This is a genomic window from Streptomyces sp. NBC_00872, from assembly GCF_045161915.1.
Lineage (GTDB): Bacteria > Actinomycetota > Actinomycetes > Streptomycetales > Streptomycetaceae > Streptomyces.
In genome coordinates, this window is the sequence record NZ_CP108806.1 from 2,999,715 (window position 1) to 3,018,183 (window position 18,469).

At 70.4% G+C, this 18,469-nt stretch carries 14 protein-coding genes, 1 tRNA gene and 1 pseudogene; 10 read left to right on the forward strand and 6 right to left on the reverse strand.

Annotation, left to right across the window (positions count from 1 at the left end; genetic code table 11):
• Window positions 1-2,228 precede the first annotated feature (2,228 nt).
• The 3 genes and pseudogenes from OG214_RS12710 to OG214_RS12720 form a co-directional block, all read right to left on the reverse strand.
• Window positions 2,229-2,446 (reverse strand): annotated as a pseudogene (locus OG214_RS12710) (transporter); the annotation flags it as partial.
• A 371-nt stretch (window positions 2,447-2,817) separates the two neighbouring features.
• A tRNA-Arg gene (locus tag OG214_RS12715) sits at window positions 2,818-2,889 on the reverse strand.
• A 91-nt stretch (window positions 2,890-2,980) separates the two neighbouring features.
• Complete coding sequence (locus OG214_RS12720; RefSeq protein ID WP_405984794.1) at window positions 2,981-3,934, reverse strand: Ku protein; 954 nt, start codon at window positions 3,932-3,934, stop codon at window positions 2,981-2,983.
• Window positions 3,935-3,984: 50 nt separating this feature from the next.
• On the opposite strand from OG214_RS12720, the gene ligD reads away from it, so the two are divergent.
• Complete coding sequence (ligD, locus tag OG214_RS12725) at window positions 3,985-4,869, forward strand: non-homologous end-joining DNA ligase (protein WP_405984795.1); 885 nt, start codon at window positions 3,985-3,987, stop codon at window positions 4,867-4,869.
• A 129-nt stretch (window positions 4,870-4,998) separates the two neighbouring features.
• On the opposite strand, the gene OG214_RS12730 is transcribed toward ligD, so the two are convergent.
• Entirely contained in the window at window positions 4,999-5,898 is a 900-nt protein-coding gene (locus OG214_RS12730; protein WP_405984796.1) for a nuclease-related domain-containing protein, read from the reverse strand.
• A 210-nt stretch (window positions 5,899-6,108) separates the two neighbouring features.
• Between OG214_RS12730 and OG214_RS12735 the strand changes: the two genes are divergently transcribed.
• From OG214_RS12735 to OG214_RS12755, 5 genes are all read left to right on the forward strand, one after another.
• Window positions 6,109-6,405, forward strand: coding sequence for a zinc-ribbon domain-containing protein (locus tag OG214_RS12735; protein ID WP_363082865.1), 297 nt, complete (start codon window positions 6,109-6,111; stop codon window positions 6,403-6,405).
• 208 nt (window positions 6,406-6,613) lie between these two features.
• Window positions 6,614-7,225: an SH3 domain-containing protein gene (locus tag OG214_RS12740; RefSeq protein WP_405984797.1), complete on the forward strand. Its 612-nt coding sequence runs from the start codon at window positions 6,614-6,616 to the stop codon at window positions 7,223-7,225.
• A gap of 135 nt (window positions 7,226-7,360) precedes the next feature.
• Window positions 7,361-8,884 carry an FtsW/RodA/SpoVE family cell cycle protein gene (locus OG214_RS12745; RefSeq protein ID WP_405984798.1) on the forward strand — a complete coding sequence of 508 codons (1,524 nt, stop codon included), beginning with the start codon at window positions 7,361-7,363 and terminating at the stop codon, window positions 8,882-8,884.
• Window positions 8,881-10,338: a penicillin-binding transpeptidase domain-containing protein gene (locus OG214_RS12750; RefSeq protein WP_363082868.1), complete on the forward strand. Its 1,458-nt coding sequence runs from the start codon at window positions 8,881-8,883 to the stop codon at window positions 10,336-10,338. Before OG214_RS12745 ends, OG214_RS12750 begins: the two co-directional genes overlap by 4 nt.
• Window positions 10,339-10,432: 94 nt before the next feature.
• Window positions 10,433-11,734, forward strand: a complete 1,302-nt coding sequence (locus tag OG214_RS12755) for an amidase family protein (protein WP_405984799.1) — start codon at window positions 10,433-10,435, stop codon at window positions 11,732-11,734.
• 3 nt (window positions 11,735-11,737) lie between these two features.
• Here the strand turns inward: OG214_RS12755 and OG214_RS12760 are convergent, their stop codons facing one another.
• Window positions 11,738-12,631, reverse strand: coding sequence for an ADP-ribosylglycohydrolase family protein (locus tag OG214_RS12760; RefSeq protein WP_363082870.1), 894 nt, complete (start codon window positions 12,629-12,631; stop codon window positions 11,738-11,740).
• Between the two features lie 190 nt (window positions 12,632-12,821).
• On the opposite strand from OG214_RS12760, the gene OG214_RS12765 reads away from it, so the two are divergent.
• The 4 genes from OG214_RS12765 to OG214_RS12780 all read left to right on the forward strand — a co-directional run bounded on the left by OG214_RS12765 (window position 12,822) and on the right by OG214_RS12780 (window position 17,001).
• A complete protein-coding gene (locus tag OG214_RS12765; RefSeq protein WP_405984800.1) occupies window positions 12,822-13,856 on the forward strand; it encodes a diiron oxygenase in 1,035 nt (344 codons plus the stop codon).
• A gap of 41 nt (window positions 13,857-13,897) precedes the next feature.
• Window positions 13,898-14,758: a TetR/AcrR family transcriptional regulator gene (locus OG214_RS12770; protein ID WP_405984801.1), complete on the forward strand. Its 861-nt coding sequence runs from the start codon at window positions 13,898-13,900 to the stop codon at window positions 14,756-14,758.
• A 235-nt stretch (window positions 14,759-14,993) separates the two neighbouring features.
• Window positions 14,994-15,275 carry a hypothetical protein gene (locus OG214_RS12775; RefSeq protein ID WP_363083521.1) on the forward strand — a complete coding sequence of 94 codons (282 nt, stop codon included), beginning with the start codon at window positions 14,994-14,996 and terminating at the stop codon, window positions 15,273-15,275.
• 202 nt (window positions 15,276-15,477) lie between these two features.
• Window positions 15,478-17,001 (forward strand): C40 family peptidase, encoded by a 1,524-nt coding sequence (locus OG214_RS12780; RefSeq protein ID WP_363083520.1) that lies wholly within the window; start codon window positions 15,478-15,480, stop codon window positions 16,999-17,001.
• Between the two features lie 135 nt (window positions 17,002-17,136).
• Here OG214_RS12780 and OG214_RS12785 read toward each other — a convergent pair whose 3' ends face one another.
• The gene (locus tag OG214_RS12785; protein WP_405984802.1) at window positions 17,137-18,384 is read right to left on the reverse strand and encodes a styrene monooxygenase/indole monooxygenase family protein; all 1,248 of its coding nucleotides are present in this window, start codon (window positions 18,382-18,384) and stop codon (window positions 17,137-17,139) included.
• Window positions 18,385-18,469: the final 85 nt, after the last annotated feature.

The following is an 18,469-nucleotide window of genomic DNA, read 5'->3' on the forward strand; positions in this document are numbered from 1 at the left end:
ACTTCACGATGGATCACACCGCAGAGGCCAGGAAGTTGATCGCGGAAGAGTTGGAGGCAAACCAACTACCCGTTTGGCAACCATCGGGTCCTGATTCACGCGCCACTGCCGTCGGCAACTCGCGAGGACAATCTTCTTCACTGTTCCGACTGATTCGCGATGCGGTTGATCGTGTGCTTGCTTTTTTGCGGGGAACGCCGTCCGAAAACAAGGAATCGACGTCGCCACCCGGAAGAGAGGAATGGACACCAAGGCTTCCTGCGCCCCAACCACCAGGCCCGCTCATGGAGCAAGTCCTCCGAAGCAGCGAACCGGAGCGAACGGCGATCGCCTCCGCACTGCTCACTCTGATACAGGAGAACCCCGAGTATCGCCAGGCCTACGATACGGGCCGGCTGCCCCTCACGGGCGCGGTCGCCGGAGAGGCGTGGCGGCCCTCGCCGGATGTTCTGGGAACTCCGGATGTTCTGGGCACTGAAGAACGGGCTACCGAATCGATTTCCTCCATCGGCCACGATATGCGAATCGAGGAATCGGCTGCGCTTGCGCACGCATGGATCGAAAGGTATGACGCTCAGACCGCCCCACGTCTTGATGTTGGAGGCTCCCGGTCCGTTGAAGAACCGCCGGAGGTATCCGTCTTCGGCAAGGCACCCCTGGCCAGAGCAGCCGAGGCACGATCGACCCATACAAGAGAAAGGGCCACGAGCCCTGAACGGGCAAGCAAGCCTCCGGTGACGAGTCGCGTGGCAAACCAAAGCGATGCGGCCGGCCGGTCGCGTCCCCGGTAGCCGGCAAAGGAACACGCCGGGACAGGATTCGGCTTCTGGAGGATTGCCCCATGACCCGCATGTCCGCCACACGAGCCCATACGCAACCCATCAGCTTCAGCTCACAGTTTGGTTTTCGCCATGACACCTGAAGACATCAGGGAACTCGCCGTCCAAATAGTGGACAACGATATGATCATCGCCAAGTCCAGGGAGGCGGAAGAAGTCGCCCCTTCCAGGGAAGCGCTGAATGCTGCACGTATTGCTGCCGAGACCGCGAAAAAACGCAACGACGGCATCATGGAGCTGGTGAAGGAAGCTTCCCGGACAGATAGAGCGGAACTGAGAAAACAGGTCACGAATCTTGTGTCCGAGGGGAATGCGTGGCACAGACACAAGTCCGGCGAACTGCACACGGTCTCCACTCTGCTGACGGTATTCAAGCGTTCACGCACGAGGCTGCCGGTGCTGGCCGACCATGACAGATCCGTCACCGATTATCTGAGACAGAACCCGGACCTTCGGCACATGTATCCGTCCGGAGAGGATCCGGAACGCTACTTGATCACGGAGGCCGCCCGAAGCCGGCGTGTGATCGAGGAAACGCTGGCTGCCCGATTCGTGAGACCGCCGTCGCCCAAGCTGCCGACCGTGGCAGTGGACCGAATCCCGCCGCTACCGACCGCGGTCCGCCGAGTCACAGGAGCGGAAACGGACGGCCGAGCACGAGGTGAAGCCGGAACCGGGACCGCCCCGGGGCCTCAGGCGGAAAGGGGCAGCACACAGAGTGCCACCGCCGTTTCGCGTGCACGGGACCAGAACGTCGATCGCCTGGACGGACGGGCCCGGACCGAGGGCGCCCCTGCGGTGGTGGACGGAAACACGCCGGTTGGCGAGAGGCGGGGCAGAAACGCTGAACTCCTCCTGGGTATCAGGCAGGCCGAGTCCCTGCGGCGCGAGTCGAGCGGCCGCACACGATTCGGAGCCGATCCGCGGCCGGTGCCCCGGCCCCCCGATCGTCTGAGTATCTGGCGTGCCGCGTCAGGGCAGCCCGCGTCCGCGTCGCCCATGGATGCCACGGCCGCCACGGCAGGTGGGCAGGGCGGACATGAGCGGCCTCCGGCCTATTCGGCATCCTCGTTTCCTGCCGCTTCCTCTTCCGCTGCCGGTCAGGTCCCGTCGGTGTCCGTGGGGGGTCCGGTTGGCCTCGCCTCGCCCAGCGTCGCGGCGGCGGCGCAGCGGCCGTCGCCGACTGTCGACGGCCACCCCGCGTCGCCCCCTCCGCCGTATGAAGCCCACCCGCCCCGGTCCGCCCAGCCCCAGGCCCGGTCGGCACTGTCGCATCTTTCGCGCCATTTCACCCGGAGTCGGTGACCACCTCGCTCATAGCGCAGGCCAGCTCAGCCGGGGCCGTCAGCGGCCGGGAGCGGCTCCACCCTGCCGGGTGTCGTTGACCGAGTCGACGATCACCGGCTCGCCGTTCTCGTCGAGCCCAGCGAATCGGTCCGCAGGCCGTGAACCGGGCCGGTGCCGTACTCGCCCGCCAGGAACCGCACCCCCAGCAGCGTCCCCATGCGCGCCTCGACGAGACCCTGCGCATCCGCCTCGGCCCCGGCAAGACGCGGCGTAACCTCGGTCAAGCCCCCGATTATGTGAAACAGCTTCAGGCCCGACACCTTGATTACGTCAAAATGAAGGACGCCCGGCCGAAAATCGTCCCATTGCAGCGTGCCGCCGACACATCGAGGACGCTGTGGGATGCCACCGATTAGCCTCGCCGTTTCGGTTGGGATGAGGCCGGAAGCGGGGCGGAAACACGAAAGTGCCTTCTGACCCGCAATGCCGGTGAGTTAGCGCGTCAACGCAGGTCAGGCGTTGGGATCCGCACCGCGATCAGACGCCGCAGGCGTCCGGCCGACTGCTCGGCCGCCGTGAGGCGGGCCTGCTCGGCCCCGGCGGAGGTCAACCGCTCCAACGACTGCTCGTTTTGGCATGAACAAGAAAGGCTCTGACCCGCATTTCTGCTGGTCAGAGCCTTGATCCGGAGTGCCCCCGGCAGGATTCGAACCTGCGCACACGGCTCCGGAGGCCGTTGCTCTATCCCCTGAGCTACGGGGGCGTATCGCTGTGGTGGCGACGGGTGAAACCCTACCAGCTTCCGTGGGGTGGCTGTGAACAGGTATTTCCGGGGGGTGGGGCGGGCGGGGAGGTCAGGCGGAGGAGCGCTTGCTTCTGGGGGGTGCGGTCTTCTTGGCGGGGGTCTTCTTCGCCGTGGTCTTCTTGGCCGCCGTCTTCTTCGCGGGGGTGGTCTTCTTCGCCGCGGCCTTCTTCGGCTCCTTCGGCTTGCGGTCCGGCAGCTGGGTGACCTCCGCGACGTCTCCCCCGTTCCCGCGTGCCTCCTTCGCCGCGCGCACGCTGTTCTCCAGTGCCGCCATCAGGTCGATGATCTTGCCGCCGCCCTCCGCCCGTTCGCGCGCCGGTACCGGTTCACCCTCCGCCTTGGCCGCGATCATCTCCTCGACCGCCTCGCGGTAGTCGTCGTGCAGCGAGTCGAGTTCGACCGAGCCGAGGGTGTCCATCAGGGCGTCGGCCAGGTCGAGTTCGGCGTCCCGTACGGTCACTCCGGTCTCGGGCGCCACGCCCTCGGGGACCCTGATCTCGTCCGGCCAGAGCAGACCGTGCATCGCGATGACATCGTCGACCACCCGCAGCATGCCGAGCCGCTCACGGCCCCGCAGGGCGAACTTGGCGATGGCGACCTTCTTGCTGCGTTTCAGCGCCTCGCGCAGCAGCGTGTACGGCTTGGCGGCGGGGACGCCGCTCGCGGCGAGGTAGTACGCCGCGTCCATCTGGAGCGGGTCGATCGAGTCCGCGGGGACGAACGCCACGATCTCGATCGTCTTCGCCGTGGGCAGCGGCAGCGACGCCAGGTCCTCGTCCGTGATCGGGATGATGGAGCCGTCCGCGTCCTCGTACCCCTTGCCGATCTCCGCCGCCGACAGCTCCTCGCCGTCCAGTTCGCACACCTTGCGGTAGCGGATACGGCCGCCGTCCTCCTTGTGTATCTGACGGAAGGAGATGGAGTGGTTCTCGGTGGCGTTCACCAGCTTGATCGGGATACTGACCAGCCCGAAGGAGATCGCGCCGTTCCATATCGATCGCACGTTCCATCCCTTTCATCCGTTAATCGTGAGATTTATGGGATTCTCATCGTATGACGCCGATCACAGTGGTGGAGGGGCGGCGCCTCTCGCTCAGCAATCTGGAGAAGGTGCTGTACGGCGCCACCGGCACCACCAAGGGCGAGGTCCTGCACTATTACGCCCAAACGGCGGGCCCTCTCGTGGCCCATCTCGCCAATCGCCCCGTCTCCTTCCTGCGCTACCCGGACGGGCCGGGCGGCCCGGTCTTCTTCACCAAGAACCCGCCGCCCGGGACCCCCGACTGGGTGCGGGTCGCCGAGGTGCCCAGAAAGACGGCGGACAGCGGCCGGCAGGTGGTGGTGGAGGATCTGCCGTCGCTGATGTGGGCGGCAAACCTGGTCGTGGAGTTCCATACGCACCAGTGGCAGGCCGATACCCCCGGCCAGGCCGACCGGCTGGTCTTCGATCTGGACCCGGGTGCGCCCGCCACCGTCGTGGAGTGCTGCGCGGTGGCACGCTGGCTGCGCGAGCGGCTCGGCGAGGACGGCCTGGAGAGCTACGCGAAGACCTCCGGCTCGAAGGGGCTCCATCTTCTCGTGCCGCTGGAGCGGACGCCGTCGGCCGACGTCTCGGCGTACGCGAAGGGCCTGGCCGTCGAGGCGGAGGCGGCCCTGCCGGAGCACGTGGTCCACCGGATGGCCCGCTCGCTGCGCCCGGGGAAGGTCTTCGTCGACCACAGCCAGAACGCCGCGGCGAAGACGACCGCCGCGCCCTACACCCTGCGGGCCCGGCAGGAGCCGACCGTCTCCACGCCCGTGACCTGGGACGAGATCACGGACTGCACGGCGGCCGAGGAACTCGTCTTCCGGTCCACGGAGATCGCCGGGCGGCTGGAGCGGTACGGAGACCTCCTCGCCCCGCTCCTCGACCCCGGCCACGCCGGACCGCTGCCCTAGACGTGACCGCTGCCCGAGACGTAGGGGCATCCCCAGACGTAGGGACGTAGGAGACCTCGGGACGCGGGGACGTAGACCCCGACTGCCTGGCGCCTGCCCGCCGGCCGGTGCGCCCGCCGGTCGCCACTCCTACACCGACAGCCACGTGCGGCGGTCGCGGGCCGTCGCGTACAGGGCCTCGATGTCTGCCGGTTTGAGTACGCCCCCGAGGTACGCCAGCGTCGGGATCTCGGAGTCCCGCAGGATCCGTACGTCCGGCGGGGACGGCAGCGTGTGCCGCCGGGACGGCTCGACCACCGCGAGGACCGGACGTACGGCGGTCGCCAGGGCGAACGAGGCGCGCTCGGCCGCGCGGCGGGCCCAGCGGAGTTCGGGCCGCGGTTCGGCACGGCCCGTACGGACCATGGGGTCGGCGATACGGACCCGCCGCCCGCGCGCGGCAAGGGTACGTACGGCCAGGACGCCGGCCGGGCCGATCGCGAGATGATCGATACGGGCGCCGGCACCGGCCCCGGGAAGCGGTATCGAGTGCAGCACCCGCCAGCCCGCGCCCTCCAGCCGGTCGAGGTGATCACCGAGGAGTTGCCTGGCGAGGAGTTCCCCGGATCGCGGATCCCCGTGATACGGGTCCGCCGGCCGTGTGCCCCGGCGGAACCACCCACGCGGCTCGGACGCCGGAAACGCGTCCAGTTCCGCGTGGAGCGCCTCGCCCGGACGGTTGGGGGCGAGGTCGTCGTCCGGGTGGAGGGAGAGCCGGTCCAGATCGGCCGGGGTCGGTATCGGCGGCGGCCCGACGGCCACCTCGCCGGTGATGTACGGCGCGAGCGCGGCCAGCACATCCTCGCGCGCCGCCCCGGGGAGCACGCTGATCCGCCCACCGGTCGAGCCGTCCGCGCCGGTCACACCGGTCACACCGGCCGAGCCGTCCGCGCTGTCGTACCAGGCGACGGCCGTGCCGTCCGGTCGGCTCACGAAGAGCCGGTCGCGGCCCCGGAAACGGACCGGCGTGACCCGTAATCGGATCGTCATGCCACCTCACCCCCACTGCCACCCATGGGAACAGTCGCGGGCCCGCGGAGGCAATAGGTCACGCCGCCCGCCGGCCAGCACCCCTCCGCCGGCCAGCACCCGCCGCCCGCCACCGCCGTCGTCATCTCCGTACGGCAATCTGGGTAGAGGGAGCAGACTCTCCCCGACGCTCCCGCGCCGGGCGCGTGTCTCGCGGAAGGAATCACTCACATGATCATCTTCGGTACCAAGGGCTATCTCTACCAACTGGCCATACTGACGCTGGTCTGCGGCCGTTGCGGCAACCCCTCCGCGCACACGCTCAAGAAGCGCGTCACCAAGTTCACGCTGTTCTTCGTGCCGCTCTTCGCGTTCTCCACCAAGTACGCGACCCAGTGCACGTTCTGCGGCGCCGAGCAGCAGGTGACGAAGGAGCAGGCCGACCAATTGCTCGCCCAGAGCACCGGCCAGACGGGTGGCGGCGCCGCGTACGACCGGACGGCGCAGCGGAACCCCCACCAGCACTGAGCCCACAGGAGCCCACGGCAGCACAGCGGCAAGCACAGCGGGGATCCATCGGGAACCGACCGGGAACGCCATGGGAGTCCTGTCGGAGTCCGATGGCGCGAACACCCAGAGTCAGCGATTGCGGACATTGAGTAGCGAACCTAGCGTGAACCACGCGAGTCATATGCCGGAATCACCGGCTCCTCGCCCTCAGGTCCCAGGAGTCCCCATGCCCGTGCGTTCGCTCGGCCGTACCGCCGCCGTCCTCACCGTCTCCGCGCTCGCCGCCACGACTCTCGCCACGGTCTCCGCCACACCCGCCTTCGCCGCTTCCGCGTTCGCCGAGCCCACGGTCACCGTGTCCGCGACCACCGAACCGGCGGCCACCGGACCAGCGACCACCCAGCCTGCGGACAATCCACCCGGGAAGCCGGAAGCCGGAAAGCCGGAGACCGGGAAGCCGGAGACCGGGAAGCCAGAAGCCGGGAAGCCAGGGGCCGCGAAGCCGGAGCCCGGGAAGTCCGAGCCGGCGAAATCGGAGCCGGGCAAGTCCGAGCCCGGGAAGTCGCAGGCGGGCGCCCAGGGAGGCGGCGGCCAGGATGGCGGCAGATACCGAGGCAAGGTCGTCGCCAAGACCGGTTTGCTCCTCCGCGACAAGCCCACGCGCAGCAGCAGAGTCGTCGGCGAAGTGGAGTACGGCGACATCGTCCGAATCTTCTGCAAGGTGGAGGGCGGCAACGTGGACGGCAACAACCGCTGGTACCTCCTCGCCGACGGCAGCTGGGCCTGGGGATCGGCCAAGTACATCCGCAGCCTCGGCGAGACACCGCACTGGTGCTGACACCGCACCCAGCCCCGCCCCCGTCCCCGTACGCCGCCCCGCGCTGACACCCGCGTCCGCCCGAAGTGAGCCCGGCATGCTTTACGACTCCACATAAACGGACATAAGGCATGCCGCCTTGCTACGTTTCGATCCATGACCGCAACGACGGGGGACACTCCCCCGCCCGAGCCCGGCCTCCGCAAGCGCCGCGGCGTCGAACTCTCCCTCCTCGTCTGCGCCGTCCTCATCTCCGTCTTCGGTTATGTCAGCGTCGGCCTCGGCAAGTACGGCGCGCTGCCGCCCGGCGCGGTCCGATACGGCGTCGGGCTGGGCGTGCTCGCCCTCCTCGCCCATATCGCGGTCCGTCTGCGCGCGCCGTACGCGGATCCCCTGCTGCTCCCCATCGCGGTGCTCCTCAACGGTCTCGGCCTGGCGCTGATCCACCGGCTCGACCTGGAGACCCCGAACGGCATCGCGGCGCCGACCCAGTTGGTGTGGTCCACCTTCGGCGTCGCGCTGTTCATCGCCGTCGTCGCGTTCCTGCGCGACCACCGCGCGCTCCAGCGCTACGCGTATCTCTCGGTCGCCACCGCGCTGGTGCTGCTCATCGTGCCGATCTTCTATCCCGCCGTGAACGGGGCCAAGATCTGGATCCGGTTCGGCGGGCTCTCCTTCCAGCCCGGTGAGTTCGCCAAGATCCTGCTCGCGGTCTACTTCGCCGCGTATCTCGCCGCCAACCACCATGTCCTCGCCTACACCGGGCGCAGGATCCGCAAGCTCCATCTGCCCACCGGCCGCGTCCTCGGGCCGATCGTCGCCATCTGGCTGATCAGTGTGATGGTCCTCGTCCTCGAACGGGATCTGGGCACCTCGCTGCTCTTCTTCGGGCTCTTCGTGATCATGCTCTATGTGGCGACCGGACGCACCGGCTGGATCGCCGTGGGACTGCTGCTCGCCGGGGTCGGCGCCTTCGCCGTCGGCTCGCTGGAGCCGCATGTGCACAGCAGGGTCGAGGACTGGCTGCATCCGTTCGCGTCCATCGAGGAGGGGCGCGGGCCCGGCCAGCTCGCCCAGTCGCTCTTCGCGTTCGCGGCCGGCGGGCTGTTCGGTACGGGGCTCGGCCAGGGCCAGTCCATCCTGATCGGCTTCGCCGCCAAGTCGGACTTCATCCTCGCCACCGCGGGCGAGGAGCTGGGCTTCGTCGGACTGGCCGCCATCTTCATGCTGTACGCGCTGCTGGTCGCCCGTGGCTACCGTACGGGGCTGGTGCTGATCGACCCGTTCGGACGACTGCTCGCCACCGGGCTCGCCTCGATCCTCGCCCTCCAGGTGTTCGTCATCGCGGGCGGGGTGATGGGGCTGATCCCGCTCACCGGTATGGCCATGCCGTTCCTCGCGCAGGGCGGCTCGTCGGTCGTCACCAACTGGGTGATCGTGGCGCTGCTCATCCGGCTCAGTGATTCGGCCCGCAGCCCGCGCCCCGGGACCGGGCCCGGTCCCGAGTCACAGTCACAGTCCCAGTCCCAGTCCCGGTCGCGGTCCCGGTCGGGGTCCGAGCCACAGTTCCAGTCTCAGTCCAAGCCCCAGTCCCCGTCACAGTCCGAGGAGACGGGAGTCGTGGCACCCGCGATCCTGGACCCTGGAGGACGCCCGCTGATCCGCGAGGACGACCAGTGATCCGCCATATCCGGCGCACCGCCCTCTTCTGTCTGCTGCTCCTCGTCGCCCTGCTGCTCAACGCGGTCAGAATCCAGATCATCGAGGCGGACTCCCTCGACAGGAACCCCGCCAACCGCCGTGCCTCCGTGCTCCGTTACGCCCAGCCGCGCGGTGACATCGTCGTCGACGGCAAGACGGTCACCCGTCCCAAGGACACCCGGGAGCCGCTGCGCTACGAGCAGGGCTACACCCAGGGTCCGCTGTACGCGCCCGTCACCGGCTACGCCTCCCAGACGTACGGCACGACACTGCTGGAGAGCGCCGAGGACGACGTACTCTCCGGTACGGAGCCGATGCTCGCGCCCCTCCCCTTCTGGAACGACCTCACCCGCAGCCGGCAGCCCGGCGGCACGGTCGTCACGACCATCAAGGAGTCGATGCAGCGGGCCGCGTACGACGGGCTCGCCGGGCGGCGGGGCGCGGTCGCGGCGATCGAGCCGACGACGGGCCGGATTCTGGCGCTGGTCAGCAGTCCTTCGTACGACCCGGGGCGGCTGTCGGGCACCGGCAGCAGGGTCACCGGCGCGTGGACCCGGCTGACCGGGCAGGACACCCAGCCGATGCTCAACCGGGCGATCCGGCAGACCTATCCGCCCGGTTCCGCCTTCAAGATCGTGACGGCGGCGGCGGCGCTGGAATCGGGGACGGTCAGGGAAGCCGACGCCCCGACCGGGATCGGGGAACCGTTCGTCCTGCCGGGGACGCGGACCAGACTGCCCAACGAGGCGGTCGGCTGCGGCGGGGCGTCGCTCGCGTACGCGATCAAATGGTCCTGCAACACGGTGATGGCCGGGCTCTCGGTGAAGGTCGGGCTGGAGGGGATGGTGCGTACCGCCGAGAAGTTCGGCTTCAACGACGCCGGGCTCACGATCCCCTCCCGGGTCGCCGCCTCCCGCTTCGACACACGGATGAGCGACGACGAGCTGGCGCTCTCCTCCATCGGGCAGTTCGACACCCGGGCCACTCCGCTCCAGATGGCGATGGTCGCGGCGGCGGTCGCCAACGGCGGGGACCTCAGACACCCCTATCTGGTGGATCGGATCACCACCGCAGACGGCGACATCGTGTCCCGTACGGGCGAGCGGATGTACCGGCGGCCGATGAGCCCGGCCACGGCGCAGCAGCTGCGGCAGATGATGATCGACGCGGTCAGGGACGGTACGGGGACGAAGGCGGGCATCCCCGGGGTGACGGTCGGCGGGAAGACGGGGACGGCCCAGCACGGGGTGGACAACTCCGCTCTGCCGCACGCCTGGTTCATCGCCTGGGCGCAGGCCGAGGACACCGTCCGTCCCGCCGTGGCGGTCGCGGTGGTCGTCGAGGACGCGGCGGCCGGGCGCGCGGACATCAGCGGCGGCGGGACCGCGGCGCCGATCGCACGCGCGGTGATGGAGGAGGCGCTGCGAGACTGAGGAGACCGGGCGGGGCGACGGACCAGGAGGCGGGGGCGACATGCCGGTGGACGTACCTATGGACGTACCTGGGGACATGCCGGAGGACGTGCCGATGACGGACAGGGTCGGGGAGTCGCTGGCGCGGATCGAACGACTCGATCCGCGGCTGTGCGCGTTCATCGAGGTGTGGGACGACGAAGCGCGGGCACGGGCACGCGCGGTGGACCGGCGGCTGCCCCTCGCCGGGGTGCCGTTCGCGGTGAAGGGACCGTCCGGGATCCGGTCGTACGCGGCGGAACGCCTGATCGCGGCGGGGGCGGTGCCGGTGGGCTCGACGGCGGTGCCGGGGCCCGGCACGTACTGGCAGACCTGGGGGCAGGGCAGACACGGCCGTACGGTCAACCCGTACCGCGCCGACCGTACCCCCGGCGGTTCCTCGGCGGGCTCCGCGGTGGCGGTGGCGGCCGGCATGGTGCCGCTGGCCACGGGCAGCGACGGAGCCGGCTCGGTCCGGATCCCGGCCGCCTGGTGCGGGGTGTTCGGTCTGAAGACGACGAACGGACTGCTGCCGTCGCCGGACCGTACGGGGCTGGCCTCGGCGGGCGTACTGGCACGGTCGGCGGCGGAGGCACGGCCGTTTCTGCGATGCGTGCTCGGCATACCCGACACGTACGACGCCATGTACGACTCCATATGCGACGCCATGGACGACGCCCCGGCTGCCGTGTCTCTGCCGGTGCCAGCGGTCTTCTCCCCCGATCTGGGCTATGCGCGGCCGGACCCGGAGGTCGCGGGGGTGGTAGGGGCGGCGGTGGAGCGGCTGGTGGCGGCGGGGGTGGTACGGCTCGTACGACCGGGCGGCGCGGGGCTCGCGGAGGCGCCGGCGCTCATGGATCCGTCGGCGCTCATGGATCCGTCGGCGCTCACCGAACTCTCGGCGCCGGCTGATCCGTCGGCGCTCGCCGAGCCGTTCGTACTCCTCGATCCGTGCGAGGCCTGGACAACCGTGCGCGGCGGCGATCTGTCCGGGGGTGCCGGGGCACGGGCCGCGGAGGTACGGGCGGAGAACGACCGCAGGCTCGACGCCCTGTTCGCGCGTACGCCGTTGCTGCTCACCCCGGTCACCCCGAACCGGCCACATGGGCACGAGGGACCGGGCGAGCTCTACTCCACGGCGCTGACCTGGGCATTCAATCTGAGCGGGCATCCCGCCGCGAGCATTCCGGCCGGTTTCACGGCGGACGGCTGCCCGGTCGGACTGCAACTGGTCGCGGCACGGGGAGCGGATGTCTCCCTGCTCGACATGGCTGTCGCGGCGGAGAAACACGCGGCGCCCCCGGCACCCCGCAAGGCCCTCCCGGCCCCCACGGCCCCCACGGCCCTCCCGACCCGCAAGGCCCCCACGGCCCCCTAGACCCTACGGCAGCGGCTCGCGGCGCTCCCGCCACTGCGCCGGGACCGAGCCCGTCCCCGTACGGGCCGCGACGATGCCCCCGGTGATGGCGCAGGTGGTGTCCACGTCCCCGAAGCCCTCGGCCGTCGACCAGAGCGCGGCCGGCAGATCGTCACGGTGGCGGGCGGCCGTCCACACCGCGAACGGCACGGTGTCGTCCGCGCGGATCCGCCCGCCGTTGCCGAGCACATCGGCGGCCTTCCACGGCTCGGTGGTGAAGGGCAGTTCCGCCGCCCGCGCGAGACCGTCCCGTACCGGGCCCTCGGGCGTGGCCTCGGCCACCGCCGCCACGGAGAGTTCGGACCGTACCGACAGCGCCGCCGCCACGGCGACCGCCACCGCGCCCGCGATCCCCTGCGGATGGGCGTGGGTCACCTCGGCGGAGAGGACGGCCTGTTCGGCGACGCGTTCGAGGTCACCGGCGAACCAGGCGCCGAGCGGCGCCACCCGCATCGCCGCGCCATTGCCCAGGCTGCCGCCCTCGAACAGGCCGGGGGCCAGGGTGCGCCAGCTCTCCGGCTCGGGGAGCAGAGCGGGCAGCAGCACATGCATACCGTGCCCGTAGCCACGGGCCGGATCCGCGTCGTAGGTGAGTGCGAAGCAACTGGCCAGCCGGTCCTGGACGATGGCGCCGTGCTCGTGGAGGACGCCCTGGATCGCGAGGGCCATCGCCGTGTCGTCCGTCCAGTGCCACTCCAGCTCCTGCGGGGTGAGCCGCGCCTTGATCTCCGCGTAGGCGCGCGGGCGTTCGCGGAAGAGCGGGAACCAGCGCTCGCCGAAGGCATCGCCCAGTGCGAGCCCTTCGAGACTGCGACGGGCGGCCGCTCGGTCGGCAACAGCTGTGCGTGGGGTGGCCATAGGGACCATCGTGCCGTCCGAACGCGCGTGATGCGCCACATTCGGAGGTTCGTCCGTATGGCCGCCGATGGACGGACCATCGATAGACGCGGAGTCAGCAACTCGCGTACAGGGGATTGACGCGCTTGCTGACACACAGTCTCATAAGAGGTGACCGCCGGTAGCCCCCAGCGATGAGGTGCGCTCAGCCATGACGACTCCGCCCGATCCGAGCGAACGCGGCGCGACCGGACCCGGCGCGGCCGAACGCGGCGCGACCGGTCGAGGCACGCCCGAGAGCGGTGCGGCCGGACGCGGCGCGGCCGAGAGCGATGTGCGGGTCCTCCGTGACGCACTCGGCCCGCTCAAGGACCGCGAGCAGGTCGCCGCGCGGCTGCTCGAATCCTCGGCCAGGCACTCCTTCGATCCCGACAGGGAACTCGACTGGGAGGCACCGGCCGAGGACGGCAAGTGGTTCTGGCCGCCGGAGCTGGTCTCCCTCTACGGCACTCCCCTCTGGCGCACGATGCCGGAGGAACAGCGGATGGACCTGGCCAGGCACGAGGCCGCGTCGCTCGCCTCGCTCGGCATCTGGTTCGAGATCATCCTGATGCAGCTTCTGGTGCGGCACATCTACGACAAGCCCGTGACCGGCAACCATGTCCGCTACGCCCTCACCGAGATAGCCGACGAGTGCCGGCACTCGATGATGTTCGCGAAGATGATCCAGAAGGGCGGGGCACCCGCGTATCCCGTGCCGCGCTTCCATCACAATCTGGCGCGCGTCCTGAAGACCGTCTCCACGACGCCCGGTTCCTTCGCGGCGACGCTCCTCGGCGAGGAGATCCTCGACTGGATGCAGCGGCTGACCTTCCCCGACGAGCGTGTCCAGCCACTCGTGCGCGGAGTGACCCGTATCCATGTCATCGAGGAGTCACGCCATGTCCGGTACGCCCGCGAGGAGTTGCGGCGCCAGATGGTGACCGCGCCGCGCTGGGAGCGGGAGTTGACCCGGCTCACCTCCGGCCAGGCTGCGCGGGTGTTCTCCGTCTGCTTCATCAATCCCCAGGTGTACGAGAACGTCGGGCTGGACCGCAGGCAGGCCGTCGCCGAGGTACGAGCGAGCGGTCACCGCCGCGAGGTGATGCGGACGGGCGCCCGACGGCTCACGGACTTCCTGGACGACATCGGTGTGCTGAGCGGCCCCGGACGCAGGCTCTGGAAGTCGTCGGGACTCCTTGCCTGAGCGGCGCCCGACCGGCCGCCGGGGGCGGTTACGCTGCCGACATGACCGCCCCCGCAGCACCCGCGTACCGACGGCTCAGCGTCGAGGAGCGCCGTACGCAGCTCCTCGACGCGGCGCTCACGCTCTTCGCGCACCGGGCTCCCGAGGATGTCTCCCTCGATGATGTCGCGGCGGCGGCCGGGGTGTCGCGGCCGCTCGTCTACCGGTACTTCCGGGGCGGCAAGCAGGAGTTGTACGAGGCGGCGCTCCGCTCCGCCGCCGACGAGCTGGAACTGTGCTTCACCGAACCGCCGGTGGGCCCGCCGACCGAGCGGCTGGGGCGTGTACTCGACCGCTATCTCGCCTTTGTCGACCAGCACGACGCCGGATTCAGCGCGCTGCTCCAGGGCGGCAGCGTCTGTGAGACGTCCCGGACGACCGCGATGGTCGACGAGGTACGGCGGGCCGCGGCCGAACAGATCCTGCTCCACATCGGCACGGGCGGACCGGCCACGGACCAGTCAGCTACGGGCCAGCCGACGCGGAAGCCGGCGGGGGCGCGGAAGCCGGCGGGCGCGCGGCTGCGGATGATGGTGCGGACCTGGATCGCGGCCGTCGAATCGGCGTCGCTGATATGGCTGGACGAGGGGAAGCAGCCGTCGGCCGCCGAACTGCGCGACTGGCTGGTCGACCATCTCATCGCGCTCCTGGTCGCCACGGCGGCCACGGACGAGGAGACCGCCGGGGCCGTCGACACGCTGATGTCGTACGAGCGTCCGGACGGCCCCGTGGCCACCCTGGCCCACCGGGTGATCCCCAGGGTGAACGGGGCCGCCCAGGGCCTGGAGCCGGCGTCCGCCCGACCCGGCGCCGGCCGGGGGACGGGACCCGGCGCCGCTCCCGGCACTGACGGACGTCCATGAACCCGGGAGCGTCCGGGTCCGTCATACGGCCGACGGCGGGACGTCACCGAAGCTCATCCCCTTCGCGGGCACGCCCGGACCGGCCGGTCGCACATCCGGACCGGCCGGTCTCAGCGCCCGCCCGGACGCTTCGGGGGACACCGGGGTGCCGGACTGGTGGGCGGTGCGGGAGTGGGCCGTGCGGGAGTGAGCGGTGCGGGAGCCCTTCCCCGCCGGGCTGAGCGAGACTGGGCCCGTGAGAAGCGAAGACACCCTCTTTGTCGGCGGCCCGATGGACGGGCGCGTACTGCCCGTGCTGACGGGGCCGACCGGGCATCCGCCCAAGTGGTACGAGATCCCGGTACCCGACGCCGACGGCGGGCCGCCCACCGTGCACACCTACCGGCGCGCACCGGCGGGCTACAGCAAGCGCCTTGGGCTACAGCGCGGGTGGAAGTACGAGTACGTCTCCACGGGCCGTGAGCGCCGCACGCTGAAATGGCCCTGGTCGAAGCCGGGCGGCGGGGCGACTCCATAGGGGGCACGGTCGCGACCACGTCGGCAGTCGCCACCGAAATCCGAGCCGCAACCGCAACCCGAGCCGCGGCACGATCCCGCCGTGGTCCCTCAGGGGGGTGATGCTGTTGCGCCACCCCGCCCATTAATGGGGTATTCGTACGTCATCTCACCTCATCATCGCTTAGTGCTGGACTCTCCGTTCCGCAACCGGAGGTGATGGCATGTCAGGAAAAGTGGTGCGCGCTGTCTGTACGGCGGCACTGGCCACCGCGACGGTCCTCGCCGGGGTGCCCTTCGCGTCGCACGCGGTCGCGGAGCCGGGCGACGAAGCGGCGTCGGGCACCTCGGCTTCCGCGTCGGGGTCCCCCTCCCCGTCCCGGAACAAGGGCAAAGGCAAGACCAAGACCAAGGGCAAGGCCAAGACTGAGGGCAGGACCGAAGGCAGGACCGAGGGCAGGAGCGACGCCCCGGACTCCGACGACAGCGAGTCCGACGGCCCGGAGCCTGGCGGGCCCGACGGGCCAGACGGGCCAGACACGTCCGACTCGCCTGACGCAGCGTCAGAGAGCGGCGACGATCCGCTGCCCGCCGAGGACGGAGCCGCCGGCGCCGGGGGGCCCGCCGACGCCGCCGCCCTGGACGCCTCCCCGCCCCGGACCGTCTCCGAGATGCTGAGCCGGCTCCAGCTCCTCTACCGCCAGGCCGAGCGGGCGACGGAGGCCTTCAACGCCACCGAGAGCGAACTGGCCCAGCAGCGCGCCGAGACCAAGCGGCTCACCGCCGCCCTCGCACGGGCCCGTACCGCCCTGTCCCTGAGCCGCGGCGAGGCCGGCCGGCTGGCCCGTCAGCAGTACCAGGGACAGTCCGAACTCTCCGGCTATCTGCGGCTGCTGTTCGCCCCCGACCCGCGGCACGCCCTGGACGAGAGCTATCTGCTCAAGCGCACCGCACGCAGCAGAGCCCGTACGATGGCGCGGCTCACCAGCGCCGAGAAGCGCTCCGCCGCCCTGGCGGCGGCCTCCCGCGAGGCCCTCGGCAGACAGCAGGCGCTCGCCACCAAGCAGCGCAAACAACGCGACATGGTCAGGTCCAGGCTCCTGGACGTCGAGAAGCTGCTCGCCTCGCTCAGCGGCTCGCAGATCGCCGCGGTGGCCGCGCTGGAGAAGGCCGGTACGGACAAGGCCCAGCGGGAACTGCTCGCCTCGGGCGCGCTCGGTGAGGGCATCGGAAAAGGACCGGCGACGCAGGCGGGAGCACCCGGGTCGCCCGGAGCGCCCGGGGGCGAGGCGAGCAGAGCGCCTTCGGCCAGGGGCGGCGAGGCCCTGCGCTACGCCGCCGAGCAGATCGGCAAACCGTACGAGTGGGGCGCCGAGGGGCCGGACACCTTCGACTGCTCGGGGCTGACCCAGCAGGCCTGGTCGCGCGCCGGGGTGGCCATCCCCCGTACCAGCCAGGAGCAGTGGCGCGAACTCCCCCAGGTCTCGCTGGGCGAGCTGCGCCCCGGCGATCTGGTGATCTACTTCCCGGAGGCCACCCATGTGGCGATCTATCTCGGCGACGGGATGGTGATCCAGGCGCCCCGCCCCGGCGCCCGTGTCAAGGTCTCCCCGATCGCGGCGAACCCGCTGCTGGGCGCCGTACGACCGGACCCCGAGGCCCGCTCCCTGAACCCTCGGGCGTACTCACCGCCCGAACTGCCCGAGGGTGCCATGGACGGCGCGGACACCGGCTACAACCAAGGCTGACGCGCGGCAGAAACGGAAGGCGCGGGGACGGACGGACGGGCGGCGCCAGGAGGCTCAAGCGGGGCAGGCAGGGCAGACGGACGGGCAGTACGAGCCGTGCGGGCAGTACGGGCCCGTGCGGGCGGGCGGGCGCGGTCAGGCCGCTCCTGCCCCGCCCCCGACCTCCGCCAGATACGCGTTCGCCTTCTCGGGCTCGTAGAAGAAGTTCTCGAAGTCGGCCGGGTCGTTGAAGCCGTTCGCGATCCGCTCGGCCACCGGCTGGAGTTGGCCCGCCGCGCCGATCAGATTGAGGACATGCTCCGGCGGTACGCCCAGCATGGCGTTCGTCCACTTCGTGACATGCCGCGCGGTCTCCCAGTACCGGTCGAACGCCGACCGCATCCATGCCTCGTCGAACGGCCGGTCGCCGTGCGCCACGATCGAGTCCAGATACGAGGCGGCGCACTTGGACGCCGAGTTGGAGCCCTGTCCGGTGATCGGGTCGTTGGCGACGACGACATCGGCGACACCGAGGACGAGACCGCCGCCGGGCAGCCGTCCGACCGGGTGGCGCACGGTCGGCGCGTACCGTCCCGCGAGCGTGGCGTTGGCGTCCGTCAGCTCGACCTTCGTGGCGCGCGCGTACTCCCAGGGCGTGAAACGTTCCATCAGCTCCAGGGTGAGCGAGAGATGCTCGGCGGGGTCCTTGACGCCCCGGAAGACATCGAGCGGACCGCCGGGTACGCCCTCCCAGAAGAGGATGTCCGCACGGCCCGAGGTGGTGAGGGTGGGCATCACGAACAGTTCGCCGACGCCCGGCACCAGATTGCAGCGCACGGCGTCGTAGTGCGGGTGCTCGGGGCGCGGCCCGAGACCGTGGACGTACGCGACCGCGAGGGCGCGCTGCGGAGCGTCGAACGGGGAGCGGGAGGCGTCACGGCCGAACATCGAGACCAGTTCGCCCTTGCCCGCGGAGACCAGCACCAGATCGTACGTACGGGAGAAGTAGTCCAGATCGGAGACGGCCGCGCCGTGTATCACGAGCTGGCCGCCGCGCTGCGCGAAGGTCTCCATCCAGCCGGCCATCTTGACCCGCTGGTCGACGGACTGGGCGTATCCGTCGAGCGTGGCGACCCAGTCGACGGCACGGCCGGAGTCGGGCGCGGTGACCGAGACGCCGAGGCCTTCTATCCTCGGCGCCTGGGACTCCCAGAAGCCGAGCTGGAGATCCCGCTCGTGCTGGAGCGCGGTGTGGAACATGCACTGGGTGGACATGACCCGGCCGGACCGGACCTCGTCCGCCGTGCGGTTGGACATCAGGGTGATCTCGTACCCACGCGACTGGAGGCCGAGGGCGAGCTGAAGCCCGGACTGGCCGGCTCCGACGACGAGTATCTTCCGCATGGCGGGTTCTCCGTTTGCGTACGTGCTGCGAGATTCGGGCGCCATCGGCTCGGCGGGCGCCGGAGGCCCGCCGAGCGCTTGTCAG